We start from the raw sequence: 23,503 nt of genomic DNA, 5'->3' as shown, positions 1-23,503 counted from the left end.
ATCGTTATGATTGGGGTGGAACAACATTCCAACACAATACATCATATTTATAATTGATACAATGGGAAAATTTGTAGTAAAAACACGAAAAGACGGAGAATTCCAATTTAATCTTAAAGCGAGCAACGGGCAGGTCATTTTGAGCAGCGAAGGGTACAGCACGAAAGCCAGCTGCCTGAATGGTGTGGAATCGGTCAAACGAAATTCACAGGACGACAACAAATTTGAACGTAAGATTACCGCGAACGGCAAATTTTATTTTAACCTGAAGGCTACAAATGGCCAAATCATCGGCAACAGTGAGTTATATGAAACTGAGAGCGGTAGAGAAAAGGGGATTGAGTCAGTAAAAGCCAATGCCCCGAAAGCTACAATCGAGGACTTGGATTAGTACAGTGCAGATTTTGAAGACAGGAAAGGCCGGAACGGAACTTTCCTGTTCTTAAACACCTTGACTCTGCTGGCAGACACAGTGTTTTTTGTTGCCACGGGCAGCCTATTCATCCCGCAATGCTTTCACAGGGTTGGCCAGAGCCGCCCGGATTGCCTGCGAACTTACGGTAGCCAGAGCCAATAACAGGGTGCCTATCCCGGAGAGGATAAAGATACTCCAGCTTATAGGCGTACGTTAACTGTACATCTGCAAAAAAAAGTGATCTGTAAACCAATACGATAAAGGAAAGGCGACCAAACACGATACAAGTACCAACAGGATAAACTCCATGGACAGCAGGCCAGTGATGGAAAAGACAGAAGCCCCCAAGACCTTTCTGACTCCGATTTCCTTTTTGCGCTTTTCGGCCATATACGCTGCTAGGGCAAAGAGGCCAAGACAGGATACAAAAATGGTAACCATGGTAAAGGTCCCAGCCAATATGCCTTGTCGCCGAGTGTCTTTAAATTTCTTAGCGTAGGCTTCATCAACATCGGCGAGGTGAAATCCAGAGCAACTTTGCTTCCAAGCAGATTATTGAAAGCTGGCAGGCAGAGCCATACTGCAGCAAGGGCGATGACGCCGCCAATAGAAGCGATGAGGATAGCCTCGGTGAGAAATTGGGCAATAAGTAAGCTCCTGTAGGCTCCTGTCACTTTCCGGACACCAACTTCCTTAGCGCGATTTTCACTGCGAGCAGTACTTAAATTCATAAAGTTGATGCAGGCAATCACTAAAATAAATCCTGCAATGAATAGAATCGCATGTATCATGTCAATCCGGCCGCCTACTGTTCATATCCGGACATGTTCTGTCCATTAGCGAACATATCTGGTGCATTAAAAATACTGAAGCTAAACCCCAGTACATTGTACAACTCTTAACCAAAAAATTATAAAACTCTTATAGTAAGCTTTCATAAATTTAGTCGAATTGAAAGGATTAAATTTAAAGGGAGGGCACACATGAAAAGTTTGGAAGAAAAGTTGTTAAACAGAAACATTAAGCCAACGGCGGTAAGATTACTGATTTTTAAAACAATGCATGGTTTTAAGAGAGCATTCAGCTTGATTGACCTGGAGGTAGAACTGGAAACTGTCAATAGGTCCACCATTTTCCGGACGCTGAATTTATTTCACGACAATCTGCTCATTCATAGTATTGATGATGGCTCCGGTTCAATGAAATATTCCATCTGTACCGACGACTGCATGTGTACCGTCGATGATCTCCATGTGCATTTTAACTGCATACGCTGTAAAAATACCTTTTGTCTTGAAAGCATCTCTGTGCCCCCGATTCAGCTGCCTGAAAAATTTTTACTTGCAAGCATCAACTTCGTCATGAAAGGGTATTGTGACGACTGCTCACGTTTTTTTAAAACTTAGACTGCAGCAGACTAGTCCGCGTCAAGGGCAACTCACCTCACTTTGCAACCAGGTTGCCAAACTCTCCACATAGCTTTGTCTTGTTGAATCATTAAAATAAACAGCTATGTCAAAAATATGTTGCAGTACAGATAATCATCTGGAACTTACCAAAAAAAATGATCACGTACATCAATACGACACTGAGACGGGGCAGCTATGCTGCCATCCCTCAGAAAGCGTCGCTAAAGGACCGGGCATCCGGGAAGAAGATCACAGCCATGACCACGGTAACGGACATGAGCATAGTCATGAGACGGCAGGCTCGTCGGCTTTCCGTCTTTTTGTACAGCCAGCGATTTCGCTGATCCTGCTTCTTGCAGCCATTGGGTTTGACAACTATTTCAGGCAGGACTGGTTTGCGGGATGGGTCAGGCTACTATGGTATGTGGTAGCGTATATTCCTGTCGGTCTACCGGTCATTAAAGAAGCGGCAGACAGCATACGTTCAAAAGACTTGTTCTCCGAGTTTTTATTGATGACCTTGGCCACGATTGGCGCATTTGCAATCGGCGAATATCCTGAGGCTGTGGCCGTCATGCTGTTTTACGCTGTCGGGGAGACCTTTCAGACGCTCGCGGTGTCAAGAGCGAAACGCAACATCAAAATGTTGCTGGATCAGCGTCCCGACAAAGTAACCGTACTGCAGGACGGCAAATTGATAACCAAACCTGCTGAGCAAGCTGCCATAGGCGATGTGCTGCAGCTAAAGCCGGGTGAAAAGCTGGCGCTGGATGCTGAACTGCTTTCAGAAAGTGCCTCTTTCAATACAGCCGCCCTCACGGGAGAAAGTAAACCGGACACCAAGCGGAAAGGGGAAACCGTCCTGGCAGGTATGATCAACTTAACTGTCGTCTGCCAAGTCAGGGTGACGACAGCCTATAGTGACAGTAAGCTCAGTAAAATACTCAAACTGGTACAGGATGCTGCATCGCAAAAAGCACCTACGGAATTGTTTATTCGAAAATTCTCGAAAATATATACACCTATCGTTGTTTACCTGGCGATAGCAATTGCCTTAATGCCTGCATTTTTCGTTAATGACTATGTCTTTAGTGACTGGCTGTACCGGGCTTTGGTATTTCTGGTGATTTCCTGTCCATGTGCCCTGGTTATCTCGATTCCCCTGGGCTATTTTGGGGGAATAGGGGCCGCCAGCAAAAATGGCATTCTATTTAAAGGCTCCAATTTTCTGGATGCACTGGCCAAAGTACAACATGTGGTGATGGATAAAACCGGTACTTTGACAGCAGGGGTTTTTAATATTCAGGAGTTATTCATCAGCAACGAATACGACCGGGATGAGATACTTGGTCTCGTCAACGCACTTGAAAGCCAGAGCACACATCCCATTGCAACGGCCATCCGTAATTACTTGGGTGAACCTGATGCCCAGATCCGGGTGCACAATGTGGAAGAAATTCCGGGACATGGTCTTCGTGCATTGGCCAATGGTAAAGAACTATTGGTCGGCAATTTTAAACTACTGGACCGATACAATATCAGCTATGATCTGGCCCCCCAAAAAATCGCTTCGACAGTTGTGGCAATTGCTTATGACCGGCGCTATGCAGGATATGTGACTATCGCAGATAGTGTCAAGACCGACGCTGCGGACGCGGTAAGTAAGCTGCATAAACTCGGTGTGCATACAACCATGCTCAGCGGCGACAAAAGCCTGGTCGTGCGGCAAGTGGCAGACCAGCTGCAAATTAACAGTGCTTATGGAGACCTATTGCCCGAGGATAAAGTCAACAAAGTAAAGGACATCAGAACGGAACGGGGGCTTGTTGCCTTTGTGGGAGACGGCGTAAATGACGCGCCTGTACTGGCGTGGAGTGACGTGGGGATCGCCATGGGAGGATTGGGCAGCGACGCCGCCATAGAAACTGCTGATGTTGTCATACAGGACGATATGCCTTCCAAAATTCCGATGGCTATCCAAATTGGCAGGCAGACCAAAAGAATCGTGCTACAGAATATCGTCCTGGCATTTGGCGTAAAGGCAGTGGTGCTGATTTTGGGGGCAGGTGGGCTGGCCACGATGTGGGAAGCGGTGTTTGCAGATGTCGGTGTGGCACTCCTGGCAATCCTGAACGCCGTTCGGATACAACGTATGAGGTTTGACTAGAACGTGATCATACAGCTGTTGGCCTATTTTTACACGTAAGTAAACAGCCCGTTTGCCGACAACGTAGAACATCACGCCCAGTAGAGGCTGGATTAATTATAATTTGCGTAACTTAGTATCTTAACGGTATAGGGAAGCAGTTAAGACGATCCCTTCGCGGAAATTTGTTAATAGGAGAAAGATGATCGAAGGTTTATACGAAACACATGTACAGGTAAGTAACCTGGAGAATGCAGTAAAATTTTATACAGAGGTTTTGGGGCTGGAGCTCGCCCATTATGATGACACCCGGCCCATCGCTTTTTTATGGATCGGGGAAAACAAGAAAGCAATGCTCGGATTGTGGGAACAAAAAGAGCATCTGCAGAAAAGGCACTTCGCTTTTCATTGTAGCAAGTCATTTATCCTGGACTCAGCCAACCAGTTTTTACAATCCAACGGCTTAGAAGCTTATAATTTTTTGAAGGACGGCACGAATAAGCCGATGGTTTTTGCGTGGATGCCGGCTTTGGCTCTTTATTTTGACGATCCGGATGGCAATCAGCTTGAGTTTATCCATATATTGGACGGTCAGGGGCAGCCACAGCTTGGTGTGATCAGCTATGAGGAATGGACAGCTTTGCACAGTAAGTAACAGCTGCCCGATTTGCGCCATGCTTAAGTAGATTTAGCAGCACTTATAAATCTCAGATGGAAGAAAATTATATAGAGATAAACCGTCAGTCCTGGAATACGAAAACAGAGATTCATCTGCGGTCAGAGTTTTATGATGTCGACGGATTTCTTGCGGGGAAAAGTTCGCTAAATGAAGTTGAAAGACAATTGCTGAACGATATAAACGGCAAATCAGTCTTGCATCTGCAGTGCCACTTTGGTCTGGATTCGATTTCGCTGAATAGGCTGGGAGCAGAAGTAACAGCGGTAGACCTGTCGGATGTCGCCATAGAGCGGGCAAAGCAGCTGGCACAGGAAGCCGGTGCGGAAGTTCGGTTTATATGCTGCGACATATATGATCTACCCTGTTACTTGAATGAGCGGTTTGATATTGTCTTCACCAGCTATGGTGTGATCGGCTGGTTACCCGATCTCGACAAGTGGGCTAACCTGATCTCCAGATTTCTGAAGCCCAATGGAAGGCTGATATTCGTGGAGTTTCACCCTGTGGTATGGATGTTTGACGATAGTTTTGATAAGATATCCTACAGATATTTTAATGCAGGCCCCATTGTAACTTATGAAACAGGCACTTATGCAGAAAGAACTGCAGATATATCGCTCAAAACGGTGGGCTGGAACCATAGTCTAAGCGAGGTGATCACTAGTCTGATCACGAATGGACTGCTAATAAAGTCTTTTGAAGAGTACGATTATTCGCCCTACGACTGCTTCAACAACACAGTCGAACAAGAACCTAAAAAATATAGGATCAAGCATTTGGACGATAAAATTCCGATGGTGTATGCTATTATGGCATTAAAGGAGGGATAAATTTAATCTTTTGCAAATTCGTCCGCTTTCTGACAGGCGACCAATAAGAAAATATACTGTGCCGCTGATATCAGATGCTACTCGGACTTTGGTGATGGTTCTTACCATTCGGCCGAATAGACAAAATAAAAGGGAAAGCAATTATGTCGCCAAGCTAAGAATTTTTCTGTGGTGTATAGGTAAGCAAAACCACACCATCTGAGAATACCTTGTGATCTGTAAGTGCGAAATGAAAAAGTTCAAAATCCTCGGGGAATAGAGAATACCCTTTACCAATAGCTACAGGTACTATCACTAATTGCACCTCATCAATGAGTTCAGCTCTCAATAACGATTGTGCCAAGGAAATACTACCCCACATAATCATGTTTTTTCCCTCGTTTTTATGTTTTATAGATCTGACAAAAGTAATAGCGTCATCCGGAACGAGTCTAATGTTTTCATGACGGCCCCAATGTACCTCTTGTAATGAGCTGGAAAAAACGATTTTTGGAATATCGTTCATTGCCTCTGCGATCTTGCCATCATCCCCTCCGGCCTCCGGCCAATAGGCGCTAAACATGCTATAGGTTTCTTTTCCAAGAAGAATCAGATCGATACTTTCCATAAGTTTTTCCTGATGTGGTGTTATTTCATTACCTATACTATTATAAGTTCCATCAAAAAAACCAGTGGTTTTGTCCCTATCTGCACAAAAACCATCTAGCGATATAAATTGTTGTAGAATAAGCTTTTTCATAATTTAATTTTAAATCGTCATTCGCTGTAGGCACACACGGTCTCAAAGACATTAATCTGTTCTCTTATTTTAATGCATAAAATTAAAAAGACTTTGGATTATTGGAGTTTTCCTATGACAAGAAATAGAATGAATAAAAGGTAATGTAACAGAGATTGTGTTACAACTTCCGTTGATTCAGATACGCTGCTTTTAGGCTGGTTACTGAACTTTGTATAATAATTTAAAGCAGCAAGATATGCAAACGATATTAGGAGCTAACGGTCAGATTGGCGAAGAGCTCGCCAGAGAACTTAGAAGAAATTTTACTTCTTCTATACGAATTGTTAGCAGGAATGCGAAAAAAGTAAATGACACGGACGAGATTTTTTCTGCGGATCTGTCCATTCGTGAAAAAGCGGTTGAAGCGGTAAAAGGCAGTGAAATTGCCTATTTCACATTGGGGCTTCCCATCAGTTCGGATCTCTGGGAGAAACAGTTTTCACTGATCCTACGTCATGTCATTGATGCCTGCAAGATCAACCATACCAAACTCGTATTCTTTGACAATACGTATATGTATCCCCAGGATGATCACGTATTGACAGAAGAAACCGCTTTTGACCCTGTGGGAAGAAAGGGAAGGGTCAGAAGGAAAATGGCCGAAATGGTGTTGAAAGAAATTGAATCCGGCGGACTTGAAGCGGTGATCTGTCGTGCTCCTGAATTTTACGGTCCGGGCAAAACGCAGAGTATTACCAATACCTTGATTTTTAACAATATCAAAGAAGGTAGCAAGCTGAAGGTTCCATTGAGCGCAAATAAGAAAAGAAGCCTGATCTGGACTCCTGACGCGAGCCAGGCTACTGCTTTGATTGGAAATACCCCTGACGCATTTGGTCAGACATGGCACCTGCCGGTCGATAAAAGCCATCCTACCTATAAAGAGTTTATCCGAATGGCAGCAGGAATCTACGGCAGAGACCTGAAATACTCTGTTGTCCGAAAACTGATGTTCAAAATAGGCTCACTTTTCAATAAAAGCGTAAAGGAACTGCTGGAGCTTCTTCCCCGATATGAACATGACAATCTATTTGACGATTCAAAATTCAGAACGAAATTTCCGGATTTTCAGGTCACATCCTATAAGCAGGGAATCAGTATCATCAAAGATGAACAGCTTTCACCTAACAAGATAATTAAGTAAATTGGTCATGTATAAATCCGAAAATCAGCATATGAAAACTCCGGAAAAAGTATCCTCTATAAGTACACTTCATCAATTCTTGGGTTTAAAGAAACCCGCCAACCCGCTGATCAGTGTATTTAATTTCGATGATGTTAAGCTGGAACCGGAGACCATACTTGGTGCGATAACCACTGATTTTTATGTCATTGCTTTGAAAAAAGACTGTGCCGGTGGAAAATGCAGATATGGACAGCAATATTACGATTTCGATGAAGGTACCATGTATTTTATTGCCCCGCATCAGGTCCTTCAGTTTGATGATATACTGCTTGACAAAGTAAGAGGGTTTGTCCTGGTGGTACACCCGGATTTCCTGCATGGTTATGGACTGGCATCTCACATAAAAGAATGCGGTTATTTTTCTTACACAGCCAATGAAGCTTTGCATCTTTCTGAGAAGGAAGAGAAAACCATTTTTGATATCATAGCCAATATTGAACAGGAAATTGATTTCAACATGGATTCCTTTACACAGGATCTGCTTGTCTCTAATCTGGATCTTTTGTTGAAATATTGTGACCGTTATTACAACCGCCAGTTTCTGACCAGAAAAAAAATCAACAGTGACCTTCTTTCCAGGTTGGAGCTTTTATTGGATGACTATTTCAACAATGATAAATTAACCATTAACGGTATACCTTCAGTTCATTCCATTGCCGGCCAATTACACCTTAGTGCCAATTATCTGAGCGATATGTTAAGGGTGCAAACCGGGCAAACAACGCAGCAGCATATCCAGAACAGGTTGATCGAAAAAGCAAAAGAATTACTGTCGACCACCTCCATGTCGGTCTCTGAAATTGCCTATCAGCTTGGGTTCGAACATCCGCAATCCTTTCACCGTCTTTTCAAAAGCCGAACATCACTTTCTCCACTGGAATTCAGGTCATCATTAAATTAATCAGGTCGCTTTAAAATAAAGTTGAAATACAGAGATCGGTCACTAATTCCTGTAATTAGGCTACTTCCAAATCATCCAATATTGCGAATTTTCCTCCAATGTTGTTGTTGATGGTCATTGGATAACGGGGCAAAAGCCCTTCAGCTCGAAAGAGATGGCAAAGGTAGTTGTCGAGCAACTGGAAAAAATATAAACTTTGATGACCTAAATAAGGTTATTACTCATACGTTAATCATTAAAATTTCAATTATGGCAAACAATATTAAAGCTGAAAACGATCCACAGATCCTTTCAGGAATCAGAGAATTTTTGAAGGGGTTGAATAATAGCGGCGGCAAACCCTTGGAAACACTAACTCCACGGGAAGCCAGACAGGTCTTGGTTGATGCACAAAGTTCTGTGGAAGTAGATTATTCAGGAATTATGGAAGAAGAAAGGGAAATTACCCAGGATGGCATCACCGTCAATATTCATATTGTAAAACCTGCTAATGCCACTACTGAAAACCTTCCGGTATTTATGTTTACGCATGGTGGTGGATGGGTATTGGGCGATTATCCAACCCATAGAAGACTGGTAAGGGATTTAGTTGTTCATAGCGGAGCGGCAGCAGTTTTTACCGATTACACACCCTCACCAGAAGCGCAGTATCCTGTAGCGATCAATCAAATTTATGCAGCTGCAAAATGGGTTTCAGAAAACGGGGCCGAAATCGGTGTTGACGGCAAAAATATGGCTGCTGCAGGAAATAGTGTCGGCGGAAATATGACTGCGGTCCTTTGCCTGATGGCTAAAGATAAAGGCGGGCCTGAAATAAAATTTCAGTTATTACTGTGGCCCGTAACTGATGCGGATTTTACCCGTGAATCCTGGCAGAAATATGCAGAAGAACGATTCCTTACCGCTCCATTAATGAAATGGATGTGGGATAATTACCTTCCCGACACCGAGAAACGCAAGGAATATTATGCGACTCCATTCAATGCGCCTTTGGAAAAGCTTAAAGGGCTTCCACCAGCACTGGTGCAGCTGGCTGAAAACGATATTCTTTTTGATGAAGGATTGGCGTATGCAAGGAAGTTAGATGAAGCAGGCGTTCCGACTACTATCCAGACTTATAATGGGTTTATCCATGATTATGGCTTGTTGAATCCGCTAGATCATATTGAAGCCGTGAAGTTTTCATCAGAGCAAGGCGCTCTCGCGCTCAAAAAAGCACTGTTCGGAAAATGATAATGAATAGATTGAAGCCAGATCATTTTGCCACGATTCTGCGACAACTTTCCAAAAATGCCCGAAACTGTGTTTTTATTTCTCTGCGTAAAGGAAGGGATTCGAACCTTGCAGGTTAAAGCGGCTTCCAGAACGTATTCTATAGTCGTAAAAACAGAAATGCCACGAATAGCGATTATTCGTGGCATTTGTACCATCTGGCGGAAAGGGAGGGATTCGAACCCTCGATACAGTCATCCCGTATACAGTCTTTCCAGGACTGCTCATTCGACCACTCTGACACCTTTCCGTGTTTCCGTGCACAAATGTAGCAATTTTTTAATTCATTGCAAGGCTGACTAGGTATTTTGCCTTCAGTTTTTTTATATTGTATTGAGATTAAGCTGATTGTTTTTATTTTTTTTTGAATTAAACTTATTCCTTATTTTTCGGGATGGGAAACGATTATTCTACAATCAAAAAGGAGCTCCTCAAAGTTCTTGTGGCACGTACAGAAGAGCGAATCGCTATGATCGACGCTGCGTTGGAGACGGCGCGCGACTCCAGCAATGACGACACAAAAAGTAGTGCCGGAGACAAATATGAGACCTCGCGCGAAATGATTCAGCAGGATATCAACCGCTATCAAAAACAGCTACTGGAAGCAAACAAGGACCTGCAGCAATTAGCGGCGATCAGTTCAATGCTGGACGAAAACAATGAACATGCCCGCCTAGGCAGCCTCGTTCAAACCAACGCCGGGTTCTATTTTATCGCGGTCAGCGTAGGTGCGCTAAAAATAGGGGATACCGGTGTTTTCGTGATCTCCCCAGTATCGCCCATCGGACAGATGCTCCTAGGAAAGAAAAGAGGGGATACCTTTGTATTCAATAAAAACGAACAGCACATCATCAGCATCTATTAGCAGCCTAAAACCGTCGAAAGGAAACAATATCGCTATACAACTGTTCTTATATTGAACGCATATAAAATGAAGAAATGAGATTAAACAGTTTACTTTGTGCAGGTTTAGGTGTCCTGCTGGCTACGCAGGCGTGTCGGTCTCCGGAATCGGACGATAAACTACAGTCTACCATCGAAGCAGCTTTGGCGGACAACCAAGGTATAGAAGTGGATGTCGAGGAAGGAAATGTCACGCTGGACGGACAGATTGGATCAGATTCTTTAAAACAGTTGATCGAAGATAAGGTGAAACAGGCTGGTGGTACAGATATTAAGTCGATCCATAATAATATTATGGTCAACCTGCCTGAACCGGAAGACGCCCGCGAAAAGTATCATGAGATCGTGGAAGGAGCAGTCGACTCGACGTTGACCAGAGATGTCAACCGTGTGCTGGAAGAGTTCCCCACGATAACCGCGCAGGTAAAGGACGGTGTTATCATCGCAACGGGCAACATTGAAAAAGCGAAATTAGATACACTCCGCAAAAAGCTTGAACACATCAAACCTAAGAGCATTGATATGAAAGGGGTAACCAGCCGATAGGACATCCGCTGACAACAACTCAAAATAAAAGCTACGCTGTCCGGTGGACAGGTAGCTTTTACTATTTATGCATATGTTTATTTATGCGGCTAATTTACGTATTTTCTATGAGATCGCGAATAGCAACGGATGCAATGGCGCCGCCAAAAGCTGCCGGTAAATAGGACATCGTTCCATAGGCAGATTTCTTAAAATTGCTTCCATCGGTATAGAGCAATGAATTTTTGTCGGGAAGCTCCGTCGAAAAAGCGACCTTGACGCCATCACGGATACCATGCTTGCGCAACTTCTTGCGAATATGCTGGGCAAGTTTACAATTGTACGACTTGCTGATATCGGCGATTCTGATCTTTGTGGGATCGACTTTACCGCCCGCACCCATAGAGCTTACAAATGGAATTTTGGCCTCCAATGCCCGGCGTATAAAAAATAGTTTTGGCGTGATGCTATCGATCGCCTCCACACAGTAGTCGGGTGCCAGTTCCAGCAAATCAGGAATTTTCTCGGGAATAATAAAATCCTGTATCACCGTCAGGTCGAGCTCAGGATTAATTGACAGGAGCCGCTGCCGCATAATCTCGGCTTTCGCTTCTCCATGGTTGGTCGCCAGCGCAGGTAGCTGCCTGTTTCTGTTCGACGGATCTACGGTATCACCATCGATGATAGTCATTTTCCCAACTCCGGCACGACAGATAAATTCGGCTGCAAAGGAACCTACGCCCCCCAGTCCCAGAACCATCACATGTGAATTTGCCAGTTTTTCCAGCGCCGCCCGCCCGATCAAAGCCTCAGTGCGGGACAGCCAACTTAAATCTTTCATTTATTAAATAGTGTCTTATAGTTTCGGTATATTGCTTCTTTTAATGCATCCAATGGAATAGATCTGACGGTAGCAACATATTGATAAATAGCTTCTACCGTCGCTGCGGCTGATGTATCGGTTTCCAGAAACAATTGCGTCAGCGGTATATTTTTCAGCACCTGGTCCTGGCTGCCGTTTAGACAATGCGAACCGATCGACAGATAATATCCTAAATCCAGCAACTGCTGCGCCAGAGTCCAGTTTTTACGATAGCCGTGAAAAATCACCCCCTGCTTAAATGCGGTTCGATCCAGCGTTTGCACCACTTCCTGAAAAGCACGGACACAATGAATAAGCAATGGCTTCTGGAATCTGGCAGCCAATGCAATCTGTTGCTCAAAGACATATTGCTGTAGCGCGAAAGGTACTTCTACATGTTTGTCTAGACCACATTCTCCGACAGCCATCACATTGTTCTGGTGTAAAATGGTCTGCATATGCTGGAGCAGGGAGAGCGAATCATCATGGACATACCAAGGATGAAGGCCTACGGAACAGGGCTTCCCGGATAAGATCTCATGGTGATTCAAGGCGATATTTTGAATAGAAATCACCGCATTGTCACCCATCGGATAATGCTGGTGTGTATGGATATCAATATAAGGCCGTTGCATCGTCAAACTGCACAAAGGTCGAAAAAATAGTTGAAGCAAAAAAAAATATATTCTACAAAATTAGTATAGATTTATGGTTCCAGTGTCGTATCGAGGGCATGCAGGATTGCCGAGGCTTTCAGCAAGCATTCCTGATATTCTTGTTCTGCCAATGCCTGATTTGTCACGGCACCGCCGGTATGGAAGGAGAGGTATCCTGTTGCTTCATTGTAAAGCAATGAACGTATGACAACATTGAAATCGAATTCATCGTGAACTGTGTCAATGTAACCGATCGAACCGGCGTAGACACCCCGTTTGGAGGCTTCAACTTGGTCGCAGATGCGCATGGCCGCGATTTTGGGGGCTCCCGTCATGGAGCCTGCTGGGAAGGTATGCCGCAGAACGTCCATATTGGACACTGCCGGATCTTGTATACAGGTGATTGTGGAAACCATCTGATGCACCTGTCTGAACGACTGGATTTCAAATAGTTCGGTGGCTTGCACCGTACCCGGGAGAGCACTTCGCGTCAAGTCATTACGTACCAGATCAACAATCATCACATTTTCAGCAATCTCCTTTTGGGACCGCAGCATTCGGTCAATGATTTCCTGGTCTTCCTCCACGGTACGGCCTCTTTTGGCAGTACCTTTGATCGGTTGTGAAATCAGCCGACCTTGTCGCTTGGCGAGAAAACGTTCAGGTGATGCACATAGGATATAATGTGATCCTACTCGAAAGAAACTGCTGAATGGGGTCGGGGATATCGCATTCAGGTGAAGGTAGACCTCTACAGGCGAGATCTTCGCGTCAGTCGCGTAAAATTCCTGACAGAGATTCACTTCGTATATGTCTCCGCGCTGGATGTGTGCTTGCACTCGGTCGAATGCCCGAAAATACTGGTCTTTGCTCCAGCGGGACCTGACTTTCACCTTAAGCGGTGTAGAAACAGGAGGGATGGTGGTCGCAGAGATCGCCTCATAGACCTGTTTGGGATCATCTGCCTGGATATGGACCAGATTACCTGTCCAGCGCACAACCACGGCTGGCACAAAAAAGTAGGCTTCTGGAAACCTCAGATGATCGGGTGTCGTGGTGCGCAGCTCCTCAATCTCATTTTTCAGATCATAGGACAAGTAGCCCGGAATAAATGATTGTTGATGCCGGGACAAAAACTGCTGCAACTCGTCCAATACATGGTCTTGTCCACGAAAAGCGTGCAGGGCCTTTACAGCCAGGACACATTCATATCTTCCCCACTGATCAGGTGACCCATTGCTATTAAAGAAAGAAATTTCATCAAATTGCCCCGACCAGTGCAGGGCTTTTTGATGAAATTTATCTTTAGAATCGAGAAGATCAAAACTTTCGATCCGCATAGTTTACTTGGATAAAGCTAAGGTTTGTTTACGATCCGGACCTACCGACAGGATCGTAATCGGAACTTCAAGTGCTTTCTCTAAATAAGAAATATAATTTTGCAATGCCTCTGGGATTTCATCTGCCGAGGTAATACCTGTAAGATCCTGCTTCCAGCCGTCGATTTCCTCCAAAATTGGCTCAGCCTGGTGCGTGATGATCTCGTAGGGCATATAGTCAATGACCTCACCGTTGTACTTGTAATGCGTACATGCATAGATTTTGTCAAAAGTATCCAGCACGTCGGCTTTCATCATGATCAGGTCGGTCACACCGTTGAGCATAATGGCATACTTTAAGGCAGGGATATCAATCCATCCTGTACGGCGTGCGCGGCCTGTAGTCGCACCAAACTCATGGCCCAACTGACGCAACCTCTCACCGGTCTCATCATGTAGCTCGGTAGGGAAAGGGCCGCCACCTACGCGCGTAGCGTAGGCTTTGAAGATACCATACACTTTACCGATCTTATTCGGTGCCACACCAAGTCCTGTACAGGCTCCGGCAGTCGTGGTATTCGAAGAAGTAACGAACGGATAAGACCCAAAGTCCACATCCAGTAGTGTACCCTGAGCACCTTCGGCCAATACACGCTTACCTTCTTTAAGGTACTTGTTGACCAAGTGCTCTGAATCGACGTGAGGAATAGTTTTAATAAATTCGATCGCATCTAAGAATGCTTTTTCCTTTTCGCTGAAATCAGGAATCTCACCGTAGTGCGAAAGAATATTCAAGTGCTTTTCTTTCAGCTTCTGATAGCGCTCCTGAAAATCGGGGAGGGTGGTGTCACCTACACGTAAACCGTTACGTCCGGTTTTGTCCATGTATGTAGGACCGATTCCTTTGAGGGTAGATCCTATTTTGCCTGCACCCATCTTCGATTCTGAAGCGGCGTCCAATAATTGGTGTGTAGGCAAGATCAGGTGCGCTTTGCGGGCCAGCACCAGATTGCCTTTACCCACCGGATCAAAACCAGCTGTCTTAAGGTTATCTAACTCTCTTTTTAAGATAATAGGGTCGATAACGACGCCATTACCAATAAGATTTAGTGTACCTTCATTGAAGATACCAGATGGAATTGTGTTGAGTACGAATTTTTTGTTATCGAATTCCAACGTGTGTCCGGCGTTAGGGCCGCCTTGGAAACGAGCGATCAAATCGTATTTCGGACAGAAGACGTCTACGATTTTACCTTTACCCTCGTCACCCCATTGTAAGCCCAAAAGCACATCAACTTGCATAGCTTTTAAAGTATAGTAATTAAAATGTTATTAATAAAAATAGACTCATTTAAAAAATAAAAATGTTCAGGAATTTTTCCCCTGAACATTCCCGAACAAATGTACTATTATATTTAACAAAAATATAAGATTAATTTGAAATAGCTTCGTGAGCCACAGTTTCTTCTTTTTTATTCTTTTCCTGGCAATCCTGACATACACCATACAGGTTTAGCGAGTGGTGCTTAATGTCAAATTTCAGCAAGTCACCCATCAGACTCTGGATCTGGTTGATACGCGGATCACAGAATTCGACCACCTTGTTGCACTCAATACAGATGACATGGTCATGCTGTTTGAAGCCATAAGATTTTTCAAATTGAGCCATATTACGTCCAAACTGATGTTTGGTCACCAGATCACAGGACACCAATAACTCGAGGGTATTATATACTGTAGCACGGCTGACACGGTACTTTTTGTTCTTCATATGGATATACAAAGATTCAACGTCAAAGTGGTCAGTACGCGAATAGATCTCCTCCAGGATCGCATAACGCTCAGGGGTTTTCCTTAGATTTTTATTTTCTAAGTAGGCTTCAAAGATCTTTTTTACAGTTGCAAAATTTTCAGCTTGATTCATAGTAAAAATATTCTTTTACAAATTTACCAATTTAGATTGACATTTGATAACGTTTCTAAATTGTGATATTCATTTGATTAACTTTCGGATTCGTAACGGTTTACTCCCGTAATACCCCTGACTTGCTTCAGGTTCTTCATGAGGCTTTCCAGCTGTTGGGTATCATTGACGTAGACCATAATATTACCGTCAAAAATACCTTCATTGCTCGAAATAGACAGGGAGCGGATATTGACCGCAAATTCCTGGGAAATGACTGTCGTGATCTTATTGACCAAGCCGACATCGTCAATCCCCACAATATGCAGGCCCGTTAAGAATGCGGAGTCCTTGGTCGAGGCCCACCGTGCTTTGAGGATCCGGTAACCATAGTTTGCCATTAGTTTGGAAGCGTTGGGGCAACTGGTACGGTGTATTTTTATACCGTCATTGACCGTCAGAAAACCAAATATGTCATCGCCGGGTATGGGATTACAACAGGGGGCGAGGGTATAATCCACCTTTTGCATATCGTCACCGATCAATATGGTATCAAACTCCTTTTTATTAATTTTCTCCACCAGACCACCGATATGGGCATTAAACTGGTTGCCGTTGGCAGGGCCGGCATTGATCTCCACAGCTTTTTCATGGGCCACATACTCGCGTAATTGTTTGATATCAACCACACCTTTTGCAACGTTGTAAAAAAGATCCTGTGAACTTGGATATTTTAGATAGTTTGCAATCTTATTAATATTGTCCGTATTGTAAGTCACTTTGAGAGACTTTAGCTTACGCTCAAGAATTTCCTTGCCATCTTCAGCAACACGTCTCTTCTCTTCTTTGAGGGACGAACGTATCTTGGATTTTGCTTTTGCTGTTACCACAAAGTTGAGCCAGTCCTCTTTTGGCGACTGCTTGCTGGAGGTGATGATCTCAACCTGATCACCATTCTGCAAAACATGGCTGAGCGGCACCAGCTTGTGGTTCACTTTAGCTCCAATACAACTTGCACCGATATCTGAATGGATTTCGAACGCAAAATCCAGCGCTGTTGCATTATTGGGCAGCTGGATCAAGGTACCTTTGGGAGTGAAAATGAAGATCTCATCTGAAAATAGATTCATTTTAAAGTCATCCACAAAGTCCATTGCATTCTGGTCAGGACTGCTTAATACATCACGTACTTTTTTGATCCACTGGTCCAAACCTGAGTCTGAGTTCGATTCTTTATACTTCCAGTGTGCCGCAAATCCTTTCTCCGCAATCTCATTCATCCGTTTGGTACGAATCTGCACCTCAACCCATTGGCCTTTGGGGCCCATAACGGTGGTATGCAATGACTCATAGCCATTTCCTTTGGGTGAGGAGATCCAGTCGCGCAGACGGTCAGGATTGGGCCGATAAAGGTCAGTGACGATGGAATAGACTTTCCAGCATTCGGTCTTTTCTTTTTCGTCCACCGCATCGATGACAATACGAATCGCAAATAGGTCATACACTTCTTCAAATGGAATGGACTTTTTGCGCATTTTGTTCCAGATAGAATGTATGGATTTGGGGCGTCCGAAGACTTCTGCTTTAATACCCTGCTCCTGAAGAATCTCCTGTATAGGACCGATAAAATCGCCGATGAATTTCTCGCGCTCGGCCTTTTTCTCATTCAGCTTGCGTGCAATAAATTTATAGGTATCAGGGTCGGTATATTTCATCGATAGATCCTCAAGCTCCGACTTAATGGCGTAAAGCCCTAGACGATGGGCCAGAGGCGCATAGAGATAACTGGTCTCTGAAGCGATCTTCAGTTGCTTATCTCTAGCCATAAACTCCATGGTCCGCATATTGTGCAGCCTATCCGCGAGCTTAATGAGGATCACGCGCACATCATCCGCCAGTGTCAGCAGCATTTTACGGAAATTTTCCGCTTGCATGGAGCTATTCGGATCGAATATCCCCGAAATTTTGGTTAGACCGTCGATAATGCGGCGGACTTTCTTCCCAAACATCTCCTCGATCTCATCGAGTGTCACGTTGGTATCTTCAACAACATCATGCAGCAAAGCACAGACGATGGATGTCGTACCCAGGCCAATTTCCTCGGCTGCAATCTGCGCTACCGCAATCGGATGATAAATATAAGGTTCTCCTGACTTGCGCCGCATTTCTTTATGACTATCCAGAGCAAGGTCAAAAGCTTTACGGATCTCCTGCTTATCTCCGCGCTGCAACGTAGGCTTACAGGCACGCAATAAAGCGCGATAACGTTTTCTTATCTCTTTGTTTTCTGCTTCTATATCAATCACATAATCTTTCATAAACGTTGCAGGTAAATGATGTTTTTTTGAGTAAATTTGCTTAATTTAGTTAATGTATTTTGAATACTGTGTTCAAGCTAACTTATTTTGTAATAAATTTACCAAAATTTAATAGCATTGACAAATTAAAAAGTGTTATATAGTCATTCGGATGAAGACAATTGTTTTTGGCTTGCTTTTTCTCCTGGGGTCTTTGTCGGCTGTGGCGCAGTCCCAACCCTTGGTCATGCCGCTTTATGGCGAGGGGGCGCAGGAGACCGTAAGTGATTATATGACAACGACCTTGCCATCCGGCGAAGTACTGCCCTGGTTTCCGATCCCCGAAGTGGTGATCGTCCGAAAACGGGTGTGGTCCAGCGAGGAGGCACGGCGAGCGTATTTACGCTTCCGTAGAAATGTGCTCAAGGTGCTTCCTTATGCGATATATGCACAGAAAAGATACGATCAACTCGACCGGGAACTGGCAATGACCTCTGATAAAAAACAACAAAAGGCGCTGGTGGATAAATGTGAGACCGACGTCAAACAGATGTTTGACCGCGAGATCAAGAACATGACGATTTCTCAGGGCAAAATTCTGATCAAGCTGATCGATCGCTATACCGGACATACCGGCTATGAAATGGTCAAGGAGATGAAAGGCGGTATCTCGGCATTCTTTTATCAGGGGGTGGCCAAAATTTTTGGACATAATCTGAAGTCGACTTATGATCCTAAAGAGGATTTTGAGATTGAGAATATCATCCGGGAATTTGAACGCTCAAGACCTAAGCCGGTCATGTAACTGGCGCTAGCAGGCTATAGACGTCTATGCGCCACCTAAATTAATTTACTTTATAAGCCCATATGAAAACGATCTACAACTTCGATGCTCTGCAGTTTAACGGCAAAAAGAAGTCGCTTGCTGATTTTGAAGGAAAGGTATTGCTCATCGTCAATACCGCAAGCCAGTGTCTCTTTACGAGACAGTTTAAATCTCTAGAAAAGTTGTACCAAAAGTATAAGGAAAGGGGATTTGAGATCTTAGCATTTCCCTCCAATAACTTTCGGAACCAAGAGCCACTGACAGGAAGTACGCTGGAGACTTTTTGCAGAATCAACCAGCAGGTCAGTTTCTCGATATTTAAACGGAGTCACGTGATCGGTGAATATACGACGCCCTTGTATAATTTCTTGTCCAACAAGTCTGAAAACGGACGGATAAACAGCAAGCCTTCCTGGAACTTCCACAAATACCTGATTAATAGACAAGGGGAAGTCGTTGACTTTTTCTATCCCATCACTTCGCCATTGTCAGGTAAAATTTGCCGTAATATTGAACGGCTATTGCAGGAGTGATCGACAAACTTCCTACCTTTGGCCCAGCTTAAGCGCAACAGCAGCTCGTCGTGGAATGTCATCCAAGGCACCGGAGCAAGAAGGAGCATGCGCATTACCTGTCATTTGATAACCTGACAGAGAATATAGCTACCAAATATAAGAGAGGAATAGAAAAATATGGTAAAATTAGATTTACTTGTCATTGCCGTACATCCTGACGATGCCGAATTAGGAGCAGGGGGCGTGATGGCAAAATATGTTGCTGAAGGAAAAAAGGTCGGAGTCGTGGACCTCACACAGGGTGAACTGGGGACAAGGGGTACCGCCGCAACCAGAGCGCAGGAAGCAAAAGATGCTGCCGCCATACTGGGCCTTGCAGCCCGGGAGAATCTCGGTTTAAGAGATGGCTTTTTTGAGAATGCCGAAAAAGAAAAACTAGCAATCATTACAGCGATACGGAAATACCAGCCCGAAATCGTCATCACCAACGCAATTACCGACCGTCATCCGGACCATGGCAGGGCAGGACAGCTGGTTAATGAGGCCTGTTTTCTGGCGGGCCTAAGAAAAGTGGAAACCAGCGATACTGACAATAAGCCTCAGGAGGCATTCCGTCCGAGACTGGTACTGCAGTTTGTACAGGATCATTACATCAGACCGGATATCGTCATCGACATTACGGACTACTATGCGACAAAGGAAAAATCAATATTAGCTTATAAAACGCAATTCTATACCGGGGAAAATGTCAATCCGGACGAACCACAGACCTATATTTCGAATCCCGACTTTATGGCATCTACTGCTGCCCGGGCGAGAGAATTCGGGCGTTATATCCAGGCAAAATATGCGGAAGGTTTCACTTCCCAGAAAATCCTTGGTGTGGAAAACCTATTTGACCTTAGGTAACATCAATCCCTATTTTTGCGTAAAAACAGATGCAGGATTATTTACCCCTGATATGGGCAGATAATCCTGCAATTGCTTCATTATTTATTCAGGGATTTAGGAATTCTAATATCAGTTATATGTACACCAACAAAACAGTCGTCCTGGCAATTATCAGGAACATAGCCAGCAGAAGAAATTAACCCATTGTTTTCGGCTTCAAAATACACTTTTACACCATCCCTCTTTTTTAACCACTCACTCTTTGCCCGCTCATAGACGCGATCCAATGTAACCGCCTCATAACCTTCAGCATGTGTGCTTAATTCACTCGTATTCTCATGCCATTTCGCAAAAATTTTCTCCTGACCATCGTCCAGTACCGCTTTAGCTTCGTAAGACCTATATGCAACTTGGCCGTTGAGTACGGTAATCGCTGTGATACTACTACTCCCTGTCCAAGACGAGCTGGTAACAATGTATTCATACGAATTATTGTTATCCTTTTTATACTTCTGAAAAGCTTCATAGCTCTCGTCGAATGCAGAAGAATACTCAAAGTCTTTACAAGAAATAAAAAGACTGAAGAATGCCGTTAATAAGGCAATAAAATAGCTAGCTCTCATAATTAAGTTATTTCAATCCTAACCATAACGAGTTAGCTAACGCGCCCGCTACAGCTTAGGAAATAAATCCCTTTACGTATTGCTTGGTGATCTCGTGCTGCGGATTTAATAAAACTTGTTCTGTAGGGCCAAATTCGAGGATTTCACCCCCATATACGAATAAAATATAATCAGAAACCCGTCTGGCTTGCCTTAAAATGTGGGTGACCAGGACGATAGTATAATCCTTTTTGAGTTCAATGAGCAGTTCTTCAATTTTCGCCGTGGACAAGGGATCCAATGCTGATGTCGATTCATCCCCAAGAATGATTTCAGGCTCGACAGCGAGTCCCCTGGCCAGACAGAGCCTTTGCTGCTGTCCAATGGACAGCCCACTGGCAGAATGACCTAGACGGTCTTTAACCTCGTCCCATAGGGCCACGTTGCGCAGCTGCGTCTCAACAATCTTATCCAGTTCTTTTTTACTTTTTGTTCCATGTATCCGGGGACCATACGCCACATTGTCGTAAATGGACATGGGCAGGGGATAAGGCTTTTGGGACAGGAGCCCCATTTTCTTCCGGATATGCGTTACTTCGGCATTTCTACCATAGATATCTTCGCCATTCACTAGTACTGAACCTGTAATTTCAACACCTTTGGTATCATCGACAAGCCTATTGAGCGTTTTCAAAAGCGTCGTTTTGCCGCAGCCCGAAGGCCCGATGATAGATGTTACGCTATTATTGGGCAGTGCAAGGTTGATATTCTTCAGGATATGCCGGCCGTCAATATGGACATTGAGATCCTTGATTTCAATGTGCGGTTCGGACAACGGATGCTGTATCAACGATTCTTTTGTTTCGATTGAAGGATATGAGTGCATACGACAATAATTAAAATAATGATTGTTAAAACCAGAGCCGAGGCATAGGCACGGCCCTGTACTTCAGGAATGGGGCTGCTTAACTGGAAGAATATCGCCAGCGGTAGTGTTGCTGCAGGCTCATCGATATATTTGGGCAGGTTGTCACTGAAACCTGTGGTCAGCAACACACCGGCCACATCACCGATAGCACGCCCAAAAGCCAGTAATACGGCAGTCAATAGACCGGCACGGATGCTGCGGAGCATAACCTTGGCCAGTTCCCAGCGCGTAGTACCAAGGGAAAGGGTGACATTTTTTAAATCTTGTGGAATGGTTTTGATCAACTCATCGACAGTCCGGACGACAATCGGAACAGTCAATAACGTAACCGTAATAATACCTCCCAAAAGCGATGCGCGGATACCAAAATAGACCATGATACCAAAACCCACCGCACCGTAAACAATGGAAGGTACACCATATAAAACGTCAAACAACAGTTTGGAAAACTGTGTTATTCTCGATTTACCGCCAAGGTATACATTAAGGTATAGGGATATGGGAATGCCAATCAGTGCAGAGAGTCCGGTAGCGACGCCCGCCAGATAAAGGGAACCTAAAATGGCATTTAGAATCCCGCCTTCTTTCCCGATATAAAATCCGCCCTTAGGCAGCTGGCTGACCATATCCCAGTTGAGGTATGGCAGGCCTTTGTACAATATTGTACCTACGATAAAAAACAACGAAGCCGTTACGGTAATGCCCGATAGATGCATAAATCCCTTTGCAATCTTCTCGTTCAACAATCTTCTTTTGGTATTATCCATGTTGACCTCCCTCCAAACGCCGCAGGATCAGACGCGATATTAAATTGAAAATAAATATGATAACAAATAGCAGAAGCGCTGAAAACATCAACGCCGATTCGTACAAGGGAATAGACATCATTTCGCCAAAGTTGTTGGCAATCAGTGCCGGAATCGGGTACCCCGCATCAAATACCGAGGTGGGCACTTTGGGCACATTGCCACAAACCATGAGCACTGCAATAGTTTCGCCAAAGGCCCGCGACGTAGAAAGGACGACAGCGGCAACGATGCCCGGCCGAGCCTTTTTGAGTATAACGTGCCGGATTGTATCCCATTTGGTGGCTCCCAAGGAAAGGGAAGCGGCCTTTAAATCATAGGGGATGGTCTGCAATACCTCTACCATGATGGATATCATAATCGGAAATATCATGACGGCAAGCACGATGCCACCCGCGAGCACAGAATAACCAGACGTAACGACGCCAAAAAGAGGTGCGATATAAAGCTGTATCAATGGTACGATAAACAGCACTCCCCAGACACCGTAAAGTACCGGTGGAATAGCTGCCAACACGTTGACAAGCGGGAGCATCATATTCTTTAGGGCGTCCGATGCGTATTCGGTCAAGTACACAGCTGTCAATATACATAACGGAATAGCAATAACAAGAGAGATTAAGGTCACAGCAAGCGTACCGGCAATAAAAGGCAAAAAGCCGAATGATCCCTTCATCGGCGACCAGACTTTTTCTGTCAGCAGCTGGAAAATGTTGCTGTACTCGAATAAAGGGATCGACTTGACGGTCAGCCCAACGGCGATGACAAGCACGACCGACAAAGAAACCAACAGCAGCACTAATGTGGATCGTTTGACTAGAGAATCTTTAACCAGACGTATATTTAACATG

The 23,503-nt window shown here is 44.3% G+C and carries 26 protein-coding genes and 1 tRNA gene; 13 read left to right on the top strand and 14 right to left on the bottom strand.

All coding sequences use genetic code 11. From position 1 onward, the window contains the following. Positions 1 to 61 precede the first annotated feature (61 nt). On the top strand, positions 62 to 391 hold the full coding sequence (locus K7A41_RS12225) for a YegP family protein (protein ID WP_265713897.1): 330 nt from the start codon (positions 62 to 64) through the stop codon (positions 389 to 391). Between the two features lie 237 nt (positions 392 to 628). Here the strand turns inward: K7A41_RS12225 and K7A41_RS23630 are convergent, their stop codons facing one another. Further along, entirely contained in the window at positions 629 to 805 is a 177-nt protein-coding gene (locus tag K7A41_RS23630; protein WP_322784021.1) for an ABC transporter permease, read from the bottom strand. An 8-nt stretch (positions 806 to 813) separates the two neighbouring features. Next, complete coding sequence (locus tag K7A41_RS12220; protein WP_416221949.1) at positions 814 to 1,206, bottom strand: ABC transporter permease; 393 nt, start codon at positions 1,204 to 1,206, stop codon at positions 814 to 816. Between the two features lie 192 nt (positions 1,207 to 1,398). Between K7A41_RS12220 and K7A41_RS12215 the strand changes: the two genes are divergently transcribed. The 4 genes from K7A41_RS12215 to K7A41_RS12200 all read left to right on the top strand — a co-directional run bounded on the left by K7A41_RS12215 (position 1,399) and on the right by K7A41_RS12200 (position 5,479). Next, positions 1,399 to 1,821 (top strand): Fur family transcriptional regulator, encoded by a 423-nt coding sequence (locus K7A41_RS12215; RefSeq protein ID WP_028070365.1) that lies wholly within the window; start codon positions 1,399 to 1,401, stop codon positions 1,819 to 1,821. Positions 1,822 to 1,927: 106 nt separating this feature from the next. Then, positions 1,928 to 3,991: a heavy metal translocating P-type ATPase gene (locus K7A41_RS12210; RefSeq protein ID WP_265713894.1), complete on the top strand. Its 2,064-nt coding sequence runs from the start codon at positions 1,928 to 1,930 to the stop codon at positions 3,989 to 3,991. A gap of 181 nt (positions 3,992 to 4,172) precedes the next feature. Further along, positions 4,173 to 4,625 carry a VOC family protein gene (locus K7A41_RS12205; RefSeq protein WP_265713893.1) on the top strand — a complete coding sequence of 151 codons (453 nt, stop codon included), beginning with the start codon at positions 4,173 to 4,175 and terminating at the stop codon, positions 4,623 to 4,625. 56 nt (positions 4,626 to 4,681) lie between these two features. Further along, a complete protein-coding gene (locus K7A41_RS12200) occupies positions 4,682 to 5,479 on the top strand; it encodes a class I SAM-dependent methyltransferase (protein ID WP_265713892.1) in 798 nt (265 codons plus the stop codon). A 154-nt stretch (positions 5,480 to 5,633) separates the two neighbouring features. Here the strand turns inward: K7A41_RS12200 and K7A41_RS12195 are convergent, their stop codons facing one another. Further along, entirely contained in the window at positions 5,634 to 6,218 is a 585-nt protein-coding gene (locus tag K7A41_RS12195) for a dihydrofolate reductase family protein (protein ID WP_037533539.1), read from the bottom strand. A gap of 238 nt (positions 6,219 to 6,456) precedes the next feature. On the opposite strand from K7A41_RS12195, the gene K7A41_RS12190 reads away from it, so the two are divergent. The 3 genes from K7A41_RS12190 to K7A41_RS12180 all read left to right on the top strand — a co-directional run bounded on the left by K7A41_RS12190 (position 6,457) and on the right by K7A41_RS12180 (position 9,580). After that, a complete protein-coding gene (locus K7A41_RS12190) occupies positions 6,457 to 7,404 on the top strand; it encodes an NAD-dependent epimerase/dehydratase family protein (RefSeq protein WP_265713890.1) in 948 nt (315 codons plus the stop codon). A gap of 31 nt (positions 7,405 to 7,435) precedes the next feature. Beyond that, positions 7,436 to 8,347: a helix-turn-helix domain-containing protein gene (locus K7A41_RS12185; protein ID WP_265713889.1), complete on the top strand. Its 912-nt coding sequence runs from the start codon at positions 7,436 to 7,438 to the stop codon at positions 8,345 to 8,347. A gap of 249 nt (positions 8,348 to 8,596) precedes the next feature. Next, positions 8,597 to 9,580: an alpha/beta hydrolase gene (locus tag K7A41_RS12180; RefSeq protein WP_265713888.1), complete on the top strand. Its 984-nt coding sequence runs from the start codon at positions 8,597 to 8,599 to the stop codon at positions 9,578 to 9,580. Between the two features lie 198 nt (positions 9,581 to 9,778). Here K7A41_RS12180 and K7A41_RS12175 read toward each other — a convergent pair. Next, positions 9,779 to 9,869: transfer RNA gene (locus K7A41_RS12175), tRNA-Ser, on the bottom strand. Between the two features lie 144 nt (positions 9,870 to 10,013). Between K7A41_RS12175 and K7A41_RS12170 the strand changes: the two genes are divergently transcribed. Beyond that, a complete protein-coding gene (locus K7A41_RS12170) occupies positions 10,014 to 10,484 on the top strand; it encodes a GreA/GreB family elongation factor (RefSeq protein WP_265713887.1) in 471 nt (156 codons plus the stop codon). Between the two features lie 74 nt (positions 10,485 to 10,558). Further along, positions 10,559 to 11,068, top strand: a complete 510-nt coding sequence (locus K7A41_RS12165) for a BON domain-containing protein (RefSeq protein ID WP_028070356.1) — start codon at positions 10,559 to 10,561, stop codon at positions 11,066 to 11,068. A 94-nt stretch (positions 11,069 to 11,162) separates the two neighbouring features. Here the strand turns inward: K7A41_RS12165 and K7A41_RS12160 are convergent, their stop codons facing one another. From K7A41_RS12160 to K7A41_RS12135, 6 genes are all read right to left on the bottom strand, one after another. Next, positions 11,163 to 11,888, bottom strand: coding sequence for a ThiF family adenylyltransferase (locus K7A41_RS12160; RefSeq protein ID WP_028070355.1), 726 nt, complete (start codon positions 11,886 to 11,888; stop codon positions 11,163 to 11,165). Further along, positions 11,885 to 12,544, bottom strand: a complete 660-nt coding sequence (locus K7A41_RS12155; RefSeq protein ID WP_265713885.1) for a TatD family hydrolase — start codon at positions 12,542 to 12,544, stop codon at positions 11,885 to 11,887. Before K7A41_RS12155 ends, K7A41_RS12160 begins: the two co-directional genes overlap by 4 nt. 71 nt (positions 12,545 to 12,615) lie before the next feature. After that, a complete protein-coding gene (locus K7A41_RS12150; protein WP_028070353.1) occupies positions 12,616 to 13,905 on the bottom strand; it encodes an anthranilate synthase component I family protein in 1,290 nt (429 codons plus the stop codon). A 3-nt stretch (positions 13,906 to 13,908) separates the two neighbouring features. Then, positions 13,909 to 15,186 (bottom strand): adenylosuccinate synthase, encoded by a 1,278-nt coding sequence (locus K7A41_RS12145; RefSeq protein ID WP_028070352.1) that lies wholly within the window; start codon positions 15,184 to 15,186, stop codon positions 13,909 to 13,911. Positions 15,187 to 15,316: 130 nt separating this feature from the next. After that, the gene (locus K7A41_RS12140; protein ID WP_028070351.1) at positions 15,317 to 15,808 is read right to left on the bottom strand and encodes a Fur family transcriptional regulator; all 492 of its coding nucleotides are present in this window, start codon (positions 15,806 to 15,808) and stop codon (positions 15,317 to 15,319) included. 77 nt (positions 15,809 to 15,885) lie between these two features. Then, positions 15,886 to 18,105: a RelA/SpoT family protein gene (locus K7A41_RS12135; RefSeq protein WP_028070350.1), complete on the bottom strand. Its 2,220-nt coding sequence runs from the start codon at positions 18,103 to 18,105 to the stop codon at positions 15,886 to 15,888. 151 nt (positions 18,106 to 18,256) lie between these two features. On the opposite strand from K7A41_RS12135, the gene K7A41_RS12130 reads away from it, so the two are divergent. The 3 genes from K7A41_RS12130 to bshB1 all read left to right on the top strand — a co-directional run bounded on the left by K7A41_RS12130 (position 18,257) and on the right by bshB1 (position 20,334). Beyond that, positions 18,257 to 18,889 carry a DUF4294 domain-containing protein gene (locus K7A41_RS12130; protein WP_028070349.1) on the top strand — a complete coding sequence of 211 codons (633 nt, stop codon included), beginning with the start codon at positions 18,257 to 18,259 and terminating at the stop codon, positions 18,887 to 18,889. 62 nt (positions 18,890 to 18,951) lie between these two features. Next, positions 18,952 to 19,443, top strand: a complete 492-nt coding sequence (locus tag K7A41_RS12125) for a glutathione peroxidase (RefSeq protein WP_028070348.1) — start codon at positions 18,952 to 18,954, stop codon at positions 19,441 to 19,443. Between the two features lie 159 nt (positions 19,444 to 19,602). After that, the gene (gene bshB1, locus K7A41_RS12120; protein WP_265713884.1) at positions 19,603 to 20,334 is read left to right on the top strand and encodes a bacillithiol biosynthesis deacetylase BshB1; all 732 of its coding nucleotides are present in this window, start codon (positions 19,603 to 19,605) and stop codon (positions 20,332 to 20,334) included. Between the two features lie 80 nt (positions 20,335 to 20,414). Here the strand turns inward: bshB1 and K7A41_RS12115 are convergent, their stop codons facing one another. The 4 genes from K7A41_RS12115 to pstC are packed head-to-tail and all read right to left on the bottom strand — an operon-like array spanning position 20,415 to position 23,502. After that, a complete protein-coding gene (locus K7A41_RS12115; protein ID WP_265713883.1) occupies positions 20,415 to 20,939 on the bottom strand; it encodes a hypothetical protein in 525 nt (174 codons plus the stop codon). Between the two features lie 55 nt (positions 20,940 to 20,994). Continuing rightward, the gene (locus K7A41_RS12110; protein WP_265713881.1) at positions 20,995 to 21,804 is read right to left on the bottom strand and encodes a phosphate ABC transporter ATP-binding protein; all 810 of its coding nucleotides are present in this window, start codon (positions 21,802 to 21,804) and stop codon (positions 20,995 to 20,997) included. Continuing rightward, positions 21,765 to 22,613, bottom strand: coding sequence for a PstA family ABC transporter permease (locus K7A41_RS12105; RefSeq protein ID WP_028070344.1), 849 nt, complete (start codon positions 22,611 to 22,613; stop codon positions 21,765 to 21,767). Before K7A41_RS12105 ends, K7A41_RS12110 begins: the two co-directional genes overlap by 40 nt. Continuing rightward, a complete protein-coding gene (gene pstC / locus K7A41_RS12100; protein ID WP_028070343.1) occupies positions 22,606 to 23,502 on the bottom strand; it encodes a phosphate ABC transporter permease subunit PstC in 897 nt (298 codons plus the stop codon). Before pstC ends, K7A41_RS12105 begins: the two co-directional genes overlap by 8 nt. Between the last annotated feature and the right edge of the window lies 1 nt (position 23,503).

This window comes from Sphingobacterium sp. InxBP1 (genome assembly GCF_026191775.1).
Classification (GTDB): domain Bacteria; phylum Bacteroidota; class Bacteroidia; order Sphingobacteriales; family Sphingobacteriaceae; genus Sphingobacterium; species Sphingobacterium thalpophilum.
Note: the sequence above shows the minus strand (reverse complement) of the source record. Positions and strands in the feature narration are given on the sequence as shown.

Coding starts and splice junctions, on each gene's coding strand:
- K7A41_RS12225 (WP_265713897.1), top strand. CDS start 62: ATGGGAAAATTTGTAGTAAAAACACGAAAAGACGGAGAATTCCAATTT.
- K7A41_RS23630 (WP_322784021.1), bottom strand. CDS start 805: ATGGCCGAAAAGCGCAAAAAGGAAATCGGAGTCAGAAAGGTCTTGGGG.
- K7A41_RS12220 (WP_416221949.1), bottom strand. CDS start 1,206: ATGATACATGCGATTCTATTCATTGCAGGATTTATTTTAGTGATTGCC.
- K7A41_RS12215 (WP_028070365.1), top strand. CDS start 1,399: ATGAAAAGTTTGGAAGAAAAGTTGTTAAACAGAAACATTAAGCCAACG.
- K7A41_RS12210 (WP_265713894.1), top strand. CDS start 1,928: ATGTCAAAAATATGTTGCAGTACAGATAATCATCTGGAACTTACCAAA.
- K7A41_RS12205 (WP_265713893.1), top strand. CDS start 4,173: ATGATCGAAGGTTTATACGAAACACATGTACAGGTAAGTAACCTGGAG.
- K7A41_RS12200 (WP_265713892.1), top strand. CDS start 4,682: ATGGAAGAAAATTATATAGAGATAAACCGTCAGTCCTGGAATACGAAA.
- K7A41_RS12195 (WP_037533539.1), bottom strand. CDS start 6,218: ATGAAAAAGCTTATTCTACAACAATTTATATCGCTAGATGGTTTTTGT.
- K7A41_RS12190 (WP_265713890.1), top strand. CDS start 6,457: ATGCAAACGATATTAGGAGCTAACGGTCAGATTGGCGAAGAGCTCGCC.
- K7A41_RS12185 (WP_265713889.1), top strand. CDS start 7,436: ATGAAAACTCCGGAAAAAGTATCCTCTATAAGTACACTTCATCAATTC.
- K7A41_RS12180 (WP_265713888.1), top strand. CDS start 8,597: ATGGCAAACAATATTAAAGCTGAAAACGATCCACAGATCCTTTCAGGA.
- K7A41_RS12170 (WP_265713887.1), top strand. CDS start 10,014: ATGGGAAACGATTATTCTACAATCAAAAAGGAGCTCCTCAAAGTTCTT.
- K7A41_RS12165 (WP_028070356.1), top strand. CDS start 10,559: ATGAGATTAAACAGTTTACTTTGTGCAGGTTTAGGTGTCCTGCTGGCT.
- K7A41_RS12160 (WP_028070355.1), bottom strand. CDS start 11,888: ATGAAAGATTTAAGTTGGCTGTCCCGCACTGAGGCTTTGATCGGGCGG.
- K7A41_RS12155 (WP_265713885.1), bottom strand. CDS start 12,544: ATGCAACGGCCTTATATTGATATCCATACACACCAGCATTATCCGATG.
- K7A41_RS12150 (WP_028070353.1), bottom strand. CDS start 13,905: ATGCGGATCGAAAGTTTTGATCTTCTCGATTCTAAAGATAAATTTCAT.
- K7A41_RS12145 (WP_028070352.1), bottom strand. CDS start 15,186: ATGCAAGTTGATGTGCTTTTGGGCTTACAATGGGGTGACGAGGGTAAA.
- K7A41_RS12140 (WP_028070351.1), bottom strand. CDS start 15,808: ATGAATCAAGCTGAAAATTTTGCAACTGTAAAAAAGATCTTTGAAGCC.
- K7A41_RS12135 (WP_028070350.1), bottom strand. CDS start 18,105: ATGAAAGATTATGTGATTGATATAGAAGCAGAAAACAAAGAGATAAGA.
- K7A41_RS12130 (WP_028070349.1), top strand. CDS start 18,257: ATGAAGACAATTGTTTTTGGCTTGCTTTTTCTCCTGGGGTCTTTGTCG.
- K7A41_RS12125 (WP_028070348.1), top strand. CDS start 18,952: ATGAAAACGATCTACAACTTCGATGCTCTGCAGTTTAACGGCAAAAAG.
- bshB1 (WP_265713884.1), top strand. CDS start 19,603: ATGGTAAAATTAGATTTACTTGTCATTGCCGTACATCCTGACGATGCC.
- K7A41_RS12115 (WP_265713883.1), bottom strand. CDS start 20,939: ATGAGAGCTAGCTATTTTATTGCCTTATTAACGGCATTCTTCAGTCTT.
- K7A41_RS12110 (WP_265713881.1), bottom strand. CDS start 21,804: ATGCACTCATATCCTTCAATCGAAACAAAAGAATCGTTGATACAGCAT.
- K7A41_RS12105 (WP_028070344.1), bottom strand. CDS start 22,613: ATGGATAATACCAAAAGAAGATTGTTGAACGAGAAGATTGCAAAGGGA.
- pstC (WP_028070343.1), bottom strand. CDS start 23,502: ATGTTAAATATACGTCTGGTTAAAGATTCTCTAGTCAAACGATCCACA.